The sequence below is a fragment of the Pseudomonas soli genome, from assembly GCF_900110655.1.
Classification (GTDB): Bacteria; Pseudomonadota; Gammaproteobacteria; order Pseudomonadales; family Pseudomonadaceae; genus Aquipseudomonas; species Aquipseudomonas soli.
In genome coordinates this window covers 342,548-357,163 of sequence record NZ_FOEQ01000005.1, presented here as the reverse complement: position 1 = coordinate 357,163, position 14,616 = coordinate 342,548, and the positions used below count along the sequence as shown (strand labels likewise).

At 66.2% G+C, this 14,616-nt stretch carries 13 protein-coding genes; 4 read left to right on the top strand and 9 right to left on the bottom strand.

What is annotated here, in order from left to right; translation table 11 throughout:
* Positions 1-424: 424 nt before the first annotated feature.
* The 7 genes from BMY03_RS14470 to BMY03_RS14440 all read right to left on the bottom strand — a co-directional run bounded on the left by BMY03_RS14470 (position 425) and on the right by BMY03_RS14440 (position 9,112).
* A complete protein-coding gene (locus BMY03_RS14470; RefSeq protein ID WP_094011443.1) occupies positions 425-1,144 on the bottom strand; it encodes a thioesterase II family protein in 720 nt (239 codons plus the stop codon).
* Positions 1,145-1,148: 4 nt separating this feature from the next.
* Positions 1,149-1,370: an MbtH family protein gene (locus BMY03_RS14465; protein WP_023632740.1), complete on the bottom strand. Its 222-nt coding sequence runs from the start codon at positions 1,368-1,370 to the stop codon at positions 1,149-1,151.
* 199 nt (positions 1,371-1,569) lie between these two features.
* Positions 1,570-2,964 (bottom strand): efflux transporter outer membrane subunit, encoded by a 1,395-nt coding sequence (locus tag BMY03_RS14460; protein ID WP_094011442.1) that lies wholly within the window; start codon positions 2,962-2,964, stop codon positions 1,570-1,572.
* Positions 2,961-6,044 (bottom strand): MexW/MexI family multidrug efflux RND transporter permease subunit, encoded by a 3,084-nt coding sequence (locus BMY03_RS14455; RefSeq protein WP_038706334.1) that lies wholly within the window; start codon positions 6,042-6,044, stop codon positions 2,961-2,963. The genes BMY03_RS14460 and BMY03_RS14455 overlap by 4 nt, the downstream gene beginning before the upstream one ends.
* 18 nt (positions 6,045-6,062) lie before the next feature.
* Positions 6,063-7,157, bottom strand: coding sequence for an efflux RND transporter periplasmic adaptor subunit (locus tag BMY03_RS14450; RefSeq protein WP_094011441.1), 1,095 nt, complete (start codon positions 7,155-7,157; stop codon positions 6,063-6,065).
* A gap of 14 nt (positions 7,158-7,171) precedes the next feature.
* Positions 7,172-7,657 (bottom strand): DUF2165 family protein, encoded by a 486-nt coding sequence (locus tag BMY03_RS14445; protein ID WP_038706336.1) that lies wholly within the window; start codon positions 7,655-7,657, stop codon positions 7,172-7,174.
* A 240-nt stretch (positions 7,658-7,897) separates the two neighbouring features.
* Positions 7,898-9,112: a sugar transporter gene (locus BMY03_RS14440; protein ID WP_094011440.1), complete on the bottom strand. Its 1,215-nt coding sequence runs from the start codon at positions 9,110-9,112 to the stop codon at positions 7,898-7,900.
* Positions 9,113-9,330: 218 nt separating this feature from the next.
* On the opposite strand from BMY03_RS14440, the gene BMY03_RS14435 reads away from it, so the two are divergent.
* A complete protein-coding gene (locus BMY03_RS14435) occupies positions 9,331-10,647 on the top strand; it encodes a hypothetical protein (protein ID WP_094011439.1) in 1,317 nt (438 codons plus the stop codon).
* Positions 10,648-10,681: 34 nt separating this feature from the next.
* Here BMY03_RS14435 and BMY03_RS14430 read toward each other — a convergent pair whose 3' ends face one another.
* Positions 10,682-11,674 carry a bile acid:sodium symporter family protein gene (locus tag BMY03_RS14430; protein WP_094011438.1) on the bottom strand — a complete coding sequence of 331 codons (993 nt, stop codon included), beginning with the start codon at positions 11,672-11,674 and terminating at the stop codon, positions 10,682-10,684.
* A gap of 133 nt (positions 11,675-11,807) precedes the next feature.
* Here BMY03_RS14430 and ampC point away from each other — a divergent pair, with 133 nt between their 5' ends.
* The 3 genes from ampC to BMY03_RS14415 all read left to right on the top strand — a co-directional run bounded on the left by ampC (position 11,808) and on the right by BMY03_RS14415 (position 14,212).
* On the top strand, positions 11,808-12,947 hold the full coding sequence (gene ampC / locus BMY03_RS14425) for a class C beta-lactamase (RefSeq protein ID WP_094011437.1): 1,140 nt from the start codon (positions 11,808-11,810) through the stop codon (positions 12,945-12,947).
* Position 12,948: 1 nt separating this feature from the next.
* Positions 12,949-13,572: a glutathione S-transferase family protein gene (locus BMY03_RS14420; protein ID WP_094011436.1), complete on the top strand. Its 624-nt coding sequence runs from the start codon at positions 12,949-12,951 to the stop codon at positions 13,570-13,572.
* A gap of 307 nt (positions 13,573-13,879) precedes the next feature.
* Positions 13,880-14,212, top strand: a complete 333-nt coding sequence (locus BMY03_RS14415; protein ID WP_046855208.1) for a hypothetical protein — start codon at positions 13,880-13,882, stop codon at positions 14,210-14,212.
* Positions 14,213-14,265: 53 nt separating this feature from the next.
* Here BMY03_RS14415 and BMY03_RS14410 read toward each other — a convergent pair whose 3' ends face one another.
* Positions 14,266-14,571: a hypothetical protein gene (locus BMY03_RS14410; RefSeq protein WP_038706341.1), complete on the bottom strand. Its 306-nt coding sequence runs from the start codon at positions 14,569-14,571 to the stop codon at positions 14,266-14,268.
* Positions 14,572-14,616: the final 45 nt, after the last annotated feature.

Sequence of the window (14,616 nt, the reverse complement as noted above, 5' to 3'; positions counted from 1 at the left end):
AAAAATCCTCGCTCCATCATCCGGCCCCTACGCTTCGCTCCGGGGTCCCCTCACTCCGGCCTTGCTCCCGGGAGGACCGCGCTGAACGCCCCATCCTGGGGCGCAGCGCTTGACGGGCATCCATGCCCGTCACCTCCCTCCGCAAGACCTCCGTTCGGCCTCCTGAAGTCGCAATTTGTGGCGCCTGAACTATCGCGCACTTAGAAGCAAAAGCAGAGCAAGAGCAAGAGCAAGAGCAAGAGCAAGAGCAAGAGCAAGAGCAAGAGCAAGAGCAAGAGCAAGAGCAAGAGCAAGAGCAAGAAAATAAGTTTGAGATTTGGAGTTGGAAGTTCTTATTGCAGTCAGGCCTCTCACCGACAACCAGGCATGAGGCCTCTGCAGAATCATAAAACTGTTAGACGAATTCTATAATCCGCCCTATCTATCACGCACAAAGCCGCAATGGTTCCAACGTCCTGCACAGCACATCAAGCACACGATCTTCATGCTCATGAATAAAGAAATGCCCTCCCGGAAACTTAGCCAGCGAATACTCGCCAACCGTCTCCCGCCCCCAGGCCTGCAATTGTTCGTCATTGGCGCGATCGTTCTCGCCGGCGAACACATGCAAGGGACATTGCAGCGGCAGGCGCTGCTCGTACGCATAACGGCCACAAAGCAGGAAATCCGCCTGCACGATCGGCAAGGTCAGGCTCATGAGCTCGTCGTTGGCCAGCACTTCCTCGGAGGTACCACCGAGCTTGCGCAATTCGGCGATCAATTCGGCATCGCCACGCGGCTCGGTCCATTTGCCACCGGCGTAATCCTCGCGCCGGGTCGGCGCCGCAGTGCCGCAGGCGAACAAGGCCACCGGCGGCGGGCAGCCGAGTGCACGCAGTTCATGGGCCAGCTCGAAGGCAACCAGCGCCCCCAGGCTGTGCCCGAGCACGGCGTAAGGCGCATGGGTGACGGCGCGCTGCTCATGGGCCAACTGCCGGGCCAATGCCCGCAAGTCGGTATGCAGCGGGTCAGCCATGCGCGCACCGCGCCCGGGTAGCTCCACCGGGCGCACCTGCAGCCAGGCCGGCAGCTTGCGCCGCCAGCGGCTGTAGACCATCGCACTGGCACCGGAATACGGCAGGCACAGCAGATTCAGGGTCGACACCGCCTTATTGCGCCGCGACTTCGGCCATCTTCTGGCGCAGGCTCAGCGGGCGCATGTCGGTCCAGACTTCGTCGATGTAGGCCAGGCAGTCCTTCTTCAGGCCGCTCTTGCCCACCGCGCGCCAGCCATTGGGGATCGCCTTGTAGTCGGGCCAGATGGAATACTGCTCTTCGTGGTTGACCACTACCTGGAACTGGATATCGTCGCGGTCGAAAACGGAAGTCATTGCCTGTCTCCTTGAATGATGAGGGCCGAACGCGCCGGGCGCAGGGCGGCTCCCATGAAAACGAAAAGAGCGCGGGGAAAATTAGGGGCGCTCGACGATAGCCTTGCGGCGCGCTCAAGATCGAGCGCCGACCGCGCGGCGCATGGCGGATGAATCCGCTCCTACGTTTGCCAGCCTTGGTTGCACGACAGGTCTGGTGCTACTGGGCTTCACTCCCCCAGCCCAAGGCCTTGTACAGCGCAATCGCATCCAGGTACGAGGCCGTCTCTGCCTCCGCCACCTCGCGCTTGATCGAGAACAGCGCACGCTGGTTCTCCAGCACCGCCAGGTAGGTGCCGGCCCCGCGCCGATAGCGCTTGTTGGCGATGTCGATGGCCTCGCTGCCGTGCCCGGCGGAGGCCACCAGGCTTTGCAACCGTGCCTGGTTGCGCACCAGCTGCGTGACGGCGTTCTCCACTTCCTCGCGGGCCAGCAGCACCGCCTGCTGGTAGCGCGCCTGGCTGCCCTCGGCCAGCGCCTCGCGCACCCGCAGGCGCGCACGGGCATTGCCCAGGCGCAAGGCCGGCCAGGTGACCATCGGCGCCAGCTCATAAGCGCGGGCCGCGCTGCCCAGGTCGCCGCTGCGCAAGGCGAAGAAACCAATGAACCCGCCCAGGTCCAGGCGCGGGTACAGCTCGGCAGTGGCCGCACCGACGTCCTCGGTGCTGGCCGCCAGCTCGCGCTCGGCACTGACCACATCAGGTCGCTGGCCAATCAGCGCATCGACGTCGCCCAGCGGCAACTGGCGCGCCAACGGCGGCAGGAACGGCGCGGCGCCCTGCTCCAGGCTGCCCGGCACCTGCCCGGTCAACACATCGAGGCGATAGCTGGCCTGCTCGATGGCCGCCTGCAGCGGCGGCACCGCCGCCTCGCTGAGCAGCAGGTTGGCATGGGCGTTCTGCTGATCCTCGTACTGGCCACTGCCGGCACGCACCTGGGCGCTGGTCAGTTGCAGGGTCTCGCGCCAGGCCTCGACCTGGTCCTCGGCCACGACGAGGCTGCGCTTGAGGCCGAGCTTGAGGTAGTAGTTGCGCGCTACTTCGGCGGCGATGCTCAGCCGCACCTGGCGCAGGTCCGCCGCCGCCGCGTCGGCACGCGCCTCGGCGGCGTCGGTCAGGCGCTGCAGGCGGCCGAACAGGTCGACCTCCCACTGCACGTCGAATCCGGCGCGGTACTGCTCGGTGCGCATGCGTCGCGGGTCGCTGCCATCGGCCGGTTGCTGCTGCTCCAGGCTCTGGTTGTAGCCGGCGCGGGCGGTGACCCAGGGGTAGCGGTCTAGGCTGCGGTCGTCGAACAGTGCCCGCGCCGCCAGCAGGTTGGCATGGGCCTGGCGGATATCGTGGTTATTGGCCAGGGCCTGGTCGACCAGGCGCACCAGTTGCGGATCGTCGAAGAACCGCCACCACTGCTCCGGCATCTCGCCACGGGCGGCGAAGGCGGCGCGCTGCGGGCTGTGCAGGCCACTGGCAGGTGCCTCGGGCTTGCGGTAGTCGGGGCCGACGCTGCAGGCCGACAAGGCCAGGGCCACCAGGGATACGACGAATACCGGCTTCATGGCTGGCTCTCCAGGGTTTCGGCCAACGAGCGGGCCCGCGCCGAACGCGCCGTGCTGGCATGGTCACGGGCCAGCAGGCTGTAGATGGTCGGCAGCACGAACAAGGTGAACAAGGTGCCGACCAGCATCCCGGTGACGATCACCACGCCGAGCCCGAAGCGGCTGGCGGCGCCGGCTCCGGAGGCGAACAACAGCGGGATCAGGCCCACCACCATGGCCGCCGTGGTCATCAGGATCGGTCGCAGGCGGATCTGCGCCGCCTTGCCGATGGCCGTGCGCCGGTCCAGGTGCTGCTCGGCCTGCAAGGTGTTGGCGAACTCGACCATGAGGATGCCGTGCTTGCTGATCAGACCGATCAGCGTCACCAGGCCGATCTGTGTGTAGATGTTCACCGTGGCCACCCCCAGTGCCAGCGGCAGCAGCGCCCCACTGATCGACAGCGGTACGGTGATCAGGATGATCAGCGGATCGACCAGGCTCTCGTACTGCGCCGCCAGCACCAGGTAGATCACCACTACGGCGGCGAGGAAGGCCAGCATCAGGGCATTGCCTTCCTGCTGGTACTGGCGTGCGTCGGACTGCCAGTCGATGCTGAAGCCCGCCGGCAATTCGGCGGCGACCTGCTCGAGGAAGGCCACGGTGTCGCCCAGGGTGACGCCGGCCGCCGGAATACCCTGGAAGGTCGCGGCGTTCTGCTGGTTGAACTGGGTAAGGCGGTTGGGCTCGACCTGCTCGCTGACCTGCACCACGGTGGACAGCGGCACCAGCCTGCCCTCCTCACTGCGCACGTACTGCCGGGTCAGGGCCTGCGGCGTCAGGCGCTGGTCACGCGGGCTCTGCGCGATCACATCATAGGAGCGGCCATCCAGGCCGAAACGGTTGAGGTAGTTCTCGCCCACCAGCACCGCCAGCGACTCGCCGATGTCCTGCATGCGGATACCCATGCTGTTGGCCTTGGCCCGGTCGACCCGCACCTGCACCACCGGGTTGTTGTAGTCCAGGTCGCTGTCGACCACGGCGAACAAGCCGCTCTGCCGCGCCTTGGCCTTGACCTGCTCCATGGTGTCGAACAGCACCCGGTAGTCCTGGGAGCTACGCAGCACCATCTGCACCGGCAGGCCGCCAGTGGAGCCCGGCAGCGCGGGCAGCTGGAAGGCGAAGATGCTGGTGCCCTCGACATCATTCACCGCTGCCTGCAGGTCGAGCTGGATCTGCGAGGCATTGCGTTCGCGCTCGTTCCACGGTTGCAGGTTGATGCCGCCAATACCTGAGGCGATGCCGTCGCTACCGTTGATGATCCAGGTGCTGACGGTCTCTGGCAGGGTCCGGTAGACCGAGTCGAGCTTGTCGGCGAAGCGCTCCACATAGGCCAGGTTGGCATGCTGTGGCGCCTTGATCGCCGTGAGCAGCCCGGCTTGGTCCTCGGTTGGCGCCAGCTCACGCTGCGGCAAGGCATACAGCAGCGGCAGGCTGACCAGCACCAGCAAGGCGAAACCGACGCTGATCCAGCGGTGTTTCAGCGAGAAGCCCAGCACATGGGCGTAGCGCTCGGCCAGCCAGTCGAAGAAACGGTTGGCCGCATGGGCCATGCGCCCCTCGGACTGCCGGGCGTCGAGCAGGAACGAACTCATCACCGGCGACAGGGTCAGGGCCACCACGCCGGAAACCACCACTGCTCCGGCCAGGGTCAGGGCGAACTCGCGGAACAGCGCGCCGGTCAGGCCGCCCATCATGCCGATCGGCGCGTACACCGCCGCCAGGGTGATGGTCATGGCGATCACCGGCCCGGCTACCTCGCGAGCGCCGATCAACGCCGCCGCCACCGGGGTGCGCCCTTCCTCGATATGGCGGTGGACGTTCTCCACCACGACAATGGCGTCGTCCACCACCAGCCCCACCGCCAACACCATGGCCAGCAGGGTGAGCAAGTTGACGCTGAAGCCGAACGCCAGCATCAGCGCCGCGGCGCCGAGCATCGACAGCGGGATGGTCACCACCGGGATCAGCACCGTGCGCAGCGAGCCCAGGCACAGGTAGATCACCACCACGACGATTGCCAGGGCCTCGAGCAAGGTCTTGGTGACCTCGTCGATGGAGGCCTGGATGAAGCGCGCCGTCTCGAAGGCCAGCTCCGCCTTGACGTCCGGCGGCAGGGTCTGGCGAATCTGCGGCAGCAATTGGCGGATGCCATCGACGATCACCAGCGGGTTGCCGCCCGGGGTGGCGAACAGCCCCAGGTGCACAGCCGGCACGCCGTCCATGCTGGCGCTGGTCTCCGCCGAGGCCGCGCCCAACTCGACGGTGCCGATGTCGCGGATACGCACCAGGCCGTTGCCGTCGTTGCGAATCACCAGCTCGCGGAAGTCGCCGACCGAGGTCAGGTCGGTGTCGACGCGGATGTTGGCGATAACGTACTGGCCTTTCACCTTGCCCGGCGCCGCCTGGTAGTTGTTGCGGCGCACCGCCTCTGCCACGTCGGCCGCGGTCAGGCCACGGGCGGCCAGGCGCGACGGGTCGATCCACAGGCGCATGGACAAGGTCTGGCCGCCGAACACCTGGACCTTGGCCACGCCCTCGATGGTGCTGAGCAGCGGCTCGACCACTCGGGTGAGGTAGTCGGTCATGGCCGGGATAGGCAGGCTCGCACTGGAGAAACCGATGTAGGCCACCGCCGTGGACTCGCCCGCAGAGCGCTCGATCACCGGATCGTAGGCCCGTTCCGGCAGGCGGAAGCGTACCTGGTTGACCTTGGCCATCACCTCGGTGAGGGCCTGGGTCGAGTCGCGGTTCAGCTCCATGCGCACGGTCACCAGGCTACGGCCCTGCACCGACGAGGACGACAGGTAGTCGATGCCCTCCACCGACGACACTGCCTGGGCGATCGGCTGGGTGACGAAGCCCTGCATCAGCTCGGCGGGGGCGCCGGGGTATTCGGTGGTCACGGTAATGGTCGAGCTTTCCAGCAAGGGGTACTGGCGGATCGGCAACTGCAGCAGCGACAGCAGCCCCAGCAGCAGGATCAAGGTGCTGACCACCAGCGCCAGCACAGGCCGGCGCACGAACAGGTCGGTAAATGTCATGGCGTGTTCTCGCTGGGGTCAGGCGCCGCTGGCCGGAGCCTGCAGGGTGTCTACGGTGGCTTGCACGGCGGTGCCGTCGCTCAGGCGCAACTGCCCGGACACCACCACCTGGTCGTCTTCGCGCAGGCCCTGCTCGATCACTACCCGGCCGGCCTGGCGTTCACCGGTACGCACCGACACACGCTGTACCACCAAGGCATTGGCGGCGGCATCGTGGCGGGCGACGAACACCGTGTCGCCGTAGGCGGTGTAGGCCACGGCGGTTTCCGGCACGGTCAGCACCTGGCCGTCATCGGGGCTGGCTACCTGCACGCTGGCATACATGCCGGCCGACAGGCGCGCATCGGGCTTGGCCAGGGTGGCCTGCACCTGCACCGTGCGCGAACGGCCGATCAGGGGATCGATGGCGGTGATATGCGCGGTGAAGGCCGTATCGGGGAACGCATCCAGGCGCACCTCGACCGGCTGGCCGGTGCGCAGCTGGGCGCTGAGCTGCTCCTCGAGGGAGAAGTTGACATAAAGGCTGCGGGTGTCGATCAGGCTGACCACCGGGTCGCCGACATTGAGATACTGGCCCTGGTTCACCCGGCGGATACCCAGGCGCCCGTCGAAGGGTGCGCGCACCGCCTTCTGGGCGATCACCGCCTCGGTACGGGCCAGCTCGCCCTGGGCCATGTCGCGGGCCGCCAGGGCGTTGTCCAGCTGTTCCTGGGTGGCGGCGTTCTCGCGCAGCAGGTCCTTGACCCGCCGGTAGTTGGTCCGTGCATTGTCCAGCTGGGCCTTCAGGCGCAGGCGCTCGGCCTGCTCCGGGGCATCGTTGAGGGTGACCAGCACATCACCCTTGCGCACCTGCTGGCCGGAGCTGAAGTTGATCGCCGTCACCCGCCCGCCGATCTCGGCCGACACCAGCACCTGGTGCACCGCCTCCAGCTCGCCGACGCCGGCGAAGGCGCGCTTCTGCGGTGCTTTCTGTACCGTGGCCAGGGCCACCTTGACCAAGTGCCGCGGCGCGGATGCCGTGGCCTGGGTCTCCCCGGCGTGGCGCCAGGCCAGGCCACCGGCGGTAATCAGGGCCAGCACCAGGGCACTGCCAAGTATTGCCTTGCTATTCATTGCGCGTCCTCGCCTCAGGCCCAATCCAGGTTGAACAGGAAGAACGCCAGGGTCGCCCACAGCACCAGCACCAGGTGGGTGAGCTGCAGGCCTTCCTGGCGTATCCAGTAGCCGAACCACAGGCCCCCGAGCAGCATGGCGAAGGTGAAGGCAAGGAAGGCGCCAAGCGCCAGGTTCAACCAGGTGCGGGCCATGAGCGGGTCCTGCACGACGATCAGCCCATAGGTGCCGACCCAGGCCGCCAGGCTGGCGACGATCTGCAGCAGCAGGATCACCACCAGCGCGGCACGGGCCAGGCCCGCCGAATGACAGGCCCTGCGCAGCAAGGGGAATTCGATGGCCGGCGGCTGGCGCAGTGGCGCCATGGCCAAGGTGGCGCCAATGGCGCCGACGGAGCTGGCGAAAGCCTGCAGGTTGTTCAATACCGCGATGCTCAGCCACAACGCCAGGCCCACGGCCTGGATGGCCTGGAACAGCCACAGGGAGGTGTGCAAATCCATATCAACGTCCGTATTGATGGCCTGGGCGGGAGGCCAGGCAATTACACAAGAAAACGCTTGGATATTAGAGGCAGCCTAGCCGATACACAAGCGCCCCTATTACAGGGGCGCGTGTTGCCAGGGAAGTTGATGCGGATCAGTCGGGAGACATTTGCCGGGCAGGAGGTGCCAGGAACCGGGATTCTCGGTCAATGGAATTTCTGCAGGAGCGGCTTTGACCGCTCCTGCAGAAGGCGTGGTTCACGCCTGCCCAGGCACCCGAGTCAGGGCTTCGCGAAAGCGCTGGGTACTGGCCAGCGCCAGCACCAGGCCGACAACCGCCACGCTGCCCCCCACCAGGCCGATATGCGCCACGCCCACCTGGCTGCTGACAATGCTGCCAAGCAACGCACCGCCACCAATACCGATGTTGTAGATACCGGAGAACAACGCCATGGCCACGTCGGTGGCATCCGAGGCAAGCTTGAGGGTCTTGGACTGCAAGGCCAGGCTGAAGCTCAGGATCGCCACGCCCCAGACCATGCTCAGGGCGGCGAACACCTGGAAATTGCCCGACAGCGGCAACAGCAGCAGCAAGCACGCGGCCAGGGCGCCGATGGCACCCACCAGGAAACCATGGGGGAAACGCTCGCTGTAGCGGCTGAACAGCACTGAGCCGAACACCCCGGCACCGCCGTACAGCAACAGCAGCAACGTGGTGTGTTCGCCACTGATCCGTGCCACGTGCAGGGCGAAGGGTTCGATGTAGCTGTAGGCGGTGAACTGCGCGGTGATCACCAGGGTCACCAGCATGTAGGTGATCACCAGCGCCGGACGCTTGAACAGCACCGGCAGGCTGCGCAGCGAGCCGGAATTCTGGCTCGGCAGCAGCGGCAGCGACTTCATCAGGCAGAGCATGGTCGCCAGTGCCACCCCGGCGATACACAGGAAGGTGATGCGCCAGCCCAGCGCCTCACCCACCACGCGCCCCAGCGGGATGCCCATCACCATCGCCAGGGTGGTGCCGGTGGCCAGCAGGCCCAGCGCCTTGGCTTGCTGGCCTGGCGGCGCCACGCGCACCGCCAGCGACGCGGTGATGGCCCAGAACACGGCATGGGCCAGGGCGATGCCGATGCGGCTGACCAGCAGCATGGCGAAGCTCTGCGACAGCCACGACATCAGGTGGCTGACGATGAACACCAGGAACACTATCAGCAGCAGGCGGCGGCGCTCGACGTTACGGGTCACCAGCATCATCGGCAGCGAGGCCAGCGCCACCACCCAGGCATAGATGGTCAGCATCAGGCCGACCTGCGCGGTGCTCATCTCGAAGCTGCGGCCGATATCGCTGAGCAGCGCCACAGGGACAAACTCGGTGGTATTGAAGATGAACGCCGCCAGCGCCAGGGCGATGACGCTCAGCCAACTGCCGCTGCCGGCGGTCGGAGGCATGGAGGTGGGGACGGGACCATTCATGTGTAGACGTTTTTCTCCGCGGACAAGGCAACAGGACGCGCATCGCCTGCCCGGATGCCAGGCCGGTGACGCACGTTTTTTATTGGAAGGATGTCCGGCATGGTACGCATCAAGGCGGGGCCTCACAACCGCAGGTGCGGACCGAGTACCATGCGCGCCTGCGTGCACCTTTTTGTCGCACATCAGCTACCCTGCGGAACAAGGAGTTCGATCCGCCCATGGACAAGCAGCACCCCCAGCAGCAATGGCGCGAGGCGGTCATCGCCTATGCCGAGGCCATCAACCGCTATGTCGCGCATGGCCGCGCGCAAGGCTGGGACAATCTGGAGGAACCACAGGCACCGGCCACCGAGCACCTGCTCGAGGCCTGGCAGGCAGCCCTGCTGGCCATCAACCGCCCGGGCACCGACGAGCAGCAACGCCAGCTGTTCCGCGAAGCCTGGCCCCCGGCTCACCTGCCGCTGCTGCCATTGCTCGACGAACAGGCCCGAGGCATCGGCAACCTGCTGCTGCTCGATGACGGCAGCGTGCTGGTTCGCATCGGCATGCCGTTCGAATGCGGCCAGGTACTGCGCCTCGATGGCCAGGGCGTCACCCCGGTGATCGGTGTCGAGCACTTCGGGCGCTGCCCAGGACGGCGCTACTACGCCCTGGCCAACGCCGAGGGGGTCCGTGTGACCGATGGCTGGGGCGGCCCGCAGGTGGCCCGACTGGCCTGGCCCCATGGCCTGGAAGGTTTGCCGGCGGGCTACCCGTTCGATCCCTTCGACCTGCCGCCGACGCCCATCGCGCTGCTGCCCTTCCCCGACGGCCAGCGGGTGCTGCTGGTCAGCAGCGACGGCATCTTCGTGCTTGCCGCCGCCGGCGCCACACGTCTGCTGCCACGCGAGGACGACATTCTCGAGGAACTGCGCCAGGGCACCGACCCGGACGACATCGCCTTGGGCCTGACCATGGCACATGCCGCGCTGTCACCGGACGGCAGGCTGGTTGCCCTGGGCGAACAATGCGGCCGTCACCTGGTGCTCGACGAGCAGTTCAGGCGCATCGCAGAGGTCGGCCCGGCCAGCGAATACCCGCACTTCGCGCTGTTCAACCGCCGGGGCGACCAGTTGATTCTCAATGCCTGCCACTTCTATCAGGGCGGCACACTCGGCGTGCGGGTGGCCGACCTGCCGGGACTGGATACCGGTTTCTACAGTCAAGACCCACGCACGCCACAACTGCAGTGCGGCGCAAGGGTCTACGCCGGGGTGGCCCGTGACGGCGAGTACATCGTCGGTGACGCCCATGGCTACCTGCGCGCCTTCGGCGAGGACGGCCACGAGCACTGGCAGCACTATCTTGGTTCGACCATCAGCGCCATGGACATCAGCGCCGACGGCCGCACGCTGGTGGCGGCCAGCCATGCCGGGTTCATTTCGCAGATCGCCCTGGACCGTGGCAGACCGCAGTGGCAGATCGGCACGGGGGCGCATGGCGAGGTACGGCGCTGGTTGTGCTGGAAAGGCTTCGACCGGCCGCTGGCCTGGTAGGTCGCTGGCGCGGGCCTGCGGCAAGGCATCCGTCTCAGGAAGCCGTCGTCGCCTGCTCGCCCTCCTCGGCCCGCGCCGCATAACGTTGTGCCAGCACCGCGCAGACCATCAGCTGGATCTGGTGGAACAGCATCAATGGCAGGATCATCGCGCCGATGCCACCGCCGACGAACAACACCTGGGCCATGGGCACGCCTGTCGCCAGGCTCTTCTTGGACCCCGCGAAAAGGATGGTGATGCGGTCCTCGACATTGAAGCCCAGCAGCCGCCCGAGCAGCCGCGTGCCGAGCAGCACCACCGCCAGCAGGATGCCGCACACGGCAAACAGGCCCGCCAGGTGCTGCGGCGACACCGTGTGCCACAACCCGGTCACCACTGCCTCGCTGAAGGCGGTGTACACCACCAGCAGGATCGAGCCCTGGTCCACCAGTTTCAGCCAGCGCGCATTGCGCTTGACCCAGGCACCGATCCAGCGGCGGGCGATCTGCCCGGCGACGAAGGGCACCAGCAACTGCAGGGTGATCTTCAGCACCGCGTCCAGCCCGGAGCCGGTGTCGCCCGAGGCGCCCAGCAGCATCACCACCAGCAGCGGCGTGAGGAAGATCCCCAGCAGGCTCGAGGCCGCCGCGCTGCAGATCGCCGCCGGCACGTTGCCACGGGCCAGCGAGGTAAAGGCGATGGCCGACTGCACCGTGGCCGGCAAGGCGCACAGGTAGAGCACGCCCAGGTACAACTCGTTGCCCACCAGCGGCACGAACAGCGGCTTGAACGCCAGCCCCAGCAGCGGGAACAGCACGAAGGTGCAGGAGAACACCAGCAGGTGCAGGCGCCAGTGGCCGGCACCGGCGATGATCGCCTCGCGCGACAGCTTGGCGCCGTGCAGGAAGAACAGCAGGCCGATGGCCAGGTTGGTCAGCCAGCCGAACAGCACCGCGCCGTCGCCTGAACACGGCAGCACGGTGGCGATGAACACCACCCCGAGCAGGGCCAGGGTGAAATTGTCGAACAGCATGCGCAAATATCTCATCACAGGTTCCGTCTTGTCTTTGTGCAAGCCTGGACGATAAGGTCTCGGCCCTCATGCCGCTAACGCCGGAACCCCCGCCGGTATCGCCCAACGGACAACCTGGCGGCTGAAACACGAAAAGGAACCTTGCACCATGAAACGTCCCCCACACCTGCTGCTGGCCACTGCCCTGACGCTGGCCGCGCCACCGCTGTTCGCAGGCGACCTGCAGCACAGCGTCGATGGCGTCATCCAGCCGCTGATGCGCGAGCACGGCATCGCCGGCATGGCCGTGGCAGTGTATGCCAATGGCCAGGCGCACTATTTCAACTATGGCCTGGCCGACAAGGCCAGCGGCCAGTCCGTGACCCGCGATACGCTGTTCGAGGTCGGTTCGGTGAGCAAGACCTACACCGCCACCCTCGCCGCCCTGGCCAGCGCCGAAGGCAAGCTCGACCTCGCGGCGCCCGCCAGCCGCTACCAGCCCGCCCTGGCCAAGGCGCCGATCGGCAGCGCCACTGTGCTTGAGCTGGGTGCCTACAGCGGCGACTGCCTGCCGCTGCAGTTCCCCGACGAGGTGCAGACGAAGGAGCAGACCCTGGCCTGGTTCCAGCACTGGCAACGCCGCGCCGAACCCGGCACCCAACGCTGCTACTCGAACCCCAGCCTGGGCCTGTTTGGTGACCTGGCAGCCCGCGCGCAGCACCAGCCATTTGCCGAACTGATGACCCAGGGGCTGCTGCCGCGGTTGGGCCTCAAGCACACCTACCTGGAAGTACCGGCCAACGCCCGTGGCCTCTATGCCCAGGGCTACGACGCCAAGGACAAGCCGGTACGGGTCAACCCGGGCCCCTATGCCGAGCAGGCCTACGGCATCAAGACCAGCGCCAGCGACCTGCTGCGCTATGTGCAACTGCAACTGCAGCCGGATGCGCTCGATCCGGCCCTGCGCAAGGCCATCGCCATCACCCAGTCCGGTTACTTCCAGGTCGGCGCCATGACCCAGGGCCTGGGCTGGGAGCGCTACTCCTACCCGGTCAGCCTCGACACCCTGTTGGAATACAACGGCGCCAAGATCATCCGTGGAGAAAACCCGATCAAGGCGTTGAACCCGGCCCTGCCCGCCGAGCCTGCCGCCTGGTACAACAAGACCGGAGCCACCGGGGGCTTCGGTGCCTACGTGGCATTCGTGCCGTCGAAACAGATGGGCATCGTGCTGCTGGCCAACCGCAACTATCCCAACGAGGAGCGGGTCCGCGCAGCGCAACGCATCCTCTCCAGTCTGGAGCGCTGACATGCTCAGAGTCCTTGGCAAGGCCTCGTCGATCAATGTACGCAAGGTGCTGTGGACCTGCATCGAACTGAACCTGCCGTTCGTACGCGAGGACTGGGGTAGCGGCTTCCAGTCCACCGACTCGCCCGAGTTCCTCAGGCTCAATCCCAATGCCATGGTGCCGGTGATCGTCGATGGCGATTTCGTCCTGTGGGAGTCCAACACCATCCTGCGCTACCTCGCCAACCAGCATGACGGCGCCCACCTCTACCCTGGCGCTCCCCGGGCTCGCGCCGCGGTGGACCAGTGGCTGGACTGGCAGGCTACCGACCTCAACGACACCTGGCGCTACCCGTTCCTGTCGCTGGTGCGCCAGTCCCCGGCCCATCAGGAACCGGCCCAACTGGCCAGCACCAGCGCCCAATGGATGGCGAAGATGCGCCTGCTCGAACAGCGCCTTGAAGCGACCGGCGCCTTCGTCGCCGGTAACGCCTTCAGCCTGGCCGACGTGGCCATCGGCCTGTCACTGAACCGCTGGCTACGCACCCCCCTGGAGCACCCGCCGCTGCCAGCGCTTGCCGCCTATCATGCACGCCTGCGACAGCGCCCGGGCTTCCTCGAGCACGGCGACAACGGCTTGCCATGAACATCGGAGATGGATTGTCAGACAAAATGTAGTGCATGAAAATTTTCACTACAAAGCTGTTGACGCCCTTCCCGGGTCTTGGGCATGATGAGGCCGTCTCCCTGATCGGGAGCGGTGGCAAGGGTGTTCCAGACGGCCTGCGCGGTAACGCAGGCCGTCCGTGGAGAGGGAATCTGCCCAGAAGGCAGCGTGAGAAAGCCCCTGTTGCGAAGCTGCTGTAGCAGCCTTGGTTAGCGCGCTACATGTTGTGGCGCCAAATGTGAACTTCGGACGAACTTCACCAACGAATGTGAGTAATGGGGGCTTTATGATGAACTTGAACAACAATCCAACCATCGACCAACTGGCTCAGCTGTTCGCCGCGCGCAAGGACAGCCTCGACGACCACCTGCTGTGGGTCAGCCAGTCCGGCGAGGTCCGCCTGGATCGCCTGCCGCCGAACACGGTCGAAGACGAGTTCGAATCGCACATGCCGAGCATGCGCGCCCGTTTCAAGGTCTACCGCCGTGGCCAAGGCTACGTCGGCAAGAAGGCCGCCGCCGACACCTCTTTCGTCGGTCGTGTGCTCGAGACCCTGCAACAAGAATGGCCGACCGCCCGTGAGCGGCAGGCAATCAAGGTGATCGACGCGTTGAATTGATCCCGCGGCTTAACACCGTTTCTTGAGCCCGGCCCGACAAAGGCCGGGCTTTTTCATGCCTGGCGCCTGCGCGGCATGGCTTCGGGCAGCGGCAAGGCGCCCGTGGCCAGGGCACGGGCGCGGTCAACGCCCCACACCAGGGCGCGGGTCATGGTCTCGCCCGGGCGCGAGGGGTAATACTCCTCCAGCAATGCCTTGCCGTCGCGGGCGTACAGCCCAAGAAACAGCTGCGTGGCGCCAACCCTGGACAGGCGCACCTGCACATCGATGCTGGTGCCGTCGCTCAACTCCTCGTCATGACAACGGCTGTGCAACTGTGCATCGGCCCATTGCCAGTAGGTCTCTTCCCTGATTCGCATTGAAGTCGATACTCCGTGTCTGAAATGCCGCGCAAGAAAAGCACA

Coding starts and splice junctions, on each gene's coding strand:
- BMY03_RS14465 (WP_023632740.1), bottom strand. CDS start 1,370: ATGACTTCCGTTTTCGACCGCGACGATATCCAGTTCCAGGTAGTGGTC.
- BMY03_RS14460 (WP_094011442.1), bottom strand. CDS start 2,964: ATGAAGCCGGTATTCGTCGTATCCCTGGTGGCCCTGGCCTTGTCGGCC.
- BMY03_RS14455 (WP_038706334.1), bottom strand. CDS start 6,044: ATGACATTTACCGACCTGTTCGTGCGCCGGCCTGTGCTGGCGCTGGTG.
- BMY03_RS14450 (WP_094011441.1), bottom strand. CDS start 7,157: ATGAATAGCAAGGCAATACTTGGCAGTGCCCTGGTGCTGGCCCTGATT.
- BMY03_RS14445 (WP_038706336.1), bottom strand. CDS start 7,657: ATGGATTTGCACACCTCCCTGTGGCTGTTCCAGGCCATCCAGGCCGTG.
- BMY03_RS14440 (WP_094011440.1), bottom strand. CDS start 9,112: ATGAATGGTCCCGTCCCCACCTCCATGCCTCCGACCGCCGGCAGCGGC.
- BMY03_RS14435 (WP_094011439.1), top strand. CDS start 9,331: ATGGACAAGCAGCACCCCCAGCAGCAATGGCGCGAGGCGGTCATCGCC.
- BMY03_RS14430 (WP_094011438.1), bottom strand. CDS start 11,674: ATGAGATATTTGCGCATGCTGTTCGACAATTTCACCCTGGCCCTGCTC.
- ampC (WP_094011437.1), top strand. CDS start 11,808: ATGAAACGTCCCCCACACCTGCTGCTGGCCACTGCCCTGACGCTGGCC.
- BMY03_RS14420 (WP_094011436.1), top strand. CDS start 12,949: ATGCTCAGAGTCCTTGGCAAGGCCTCGTCGATCAATGTACGCAAGGTG.
- BMY03_RS14415 (WP_046855208.1), top strand. CDS start 13,880: ATGATGAACTTGAACAACAATCCAACCATCGACCAACTGGCTCAGCTG.
- BMY03_RS14410 (WP_038706341.1), bottom strand. CDS start 14,571: ATGCGAATCAGGGAAGAGACCTACTGGCAATGGGCCGATGCACAGTTG.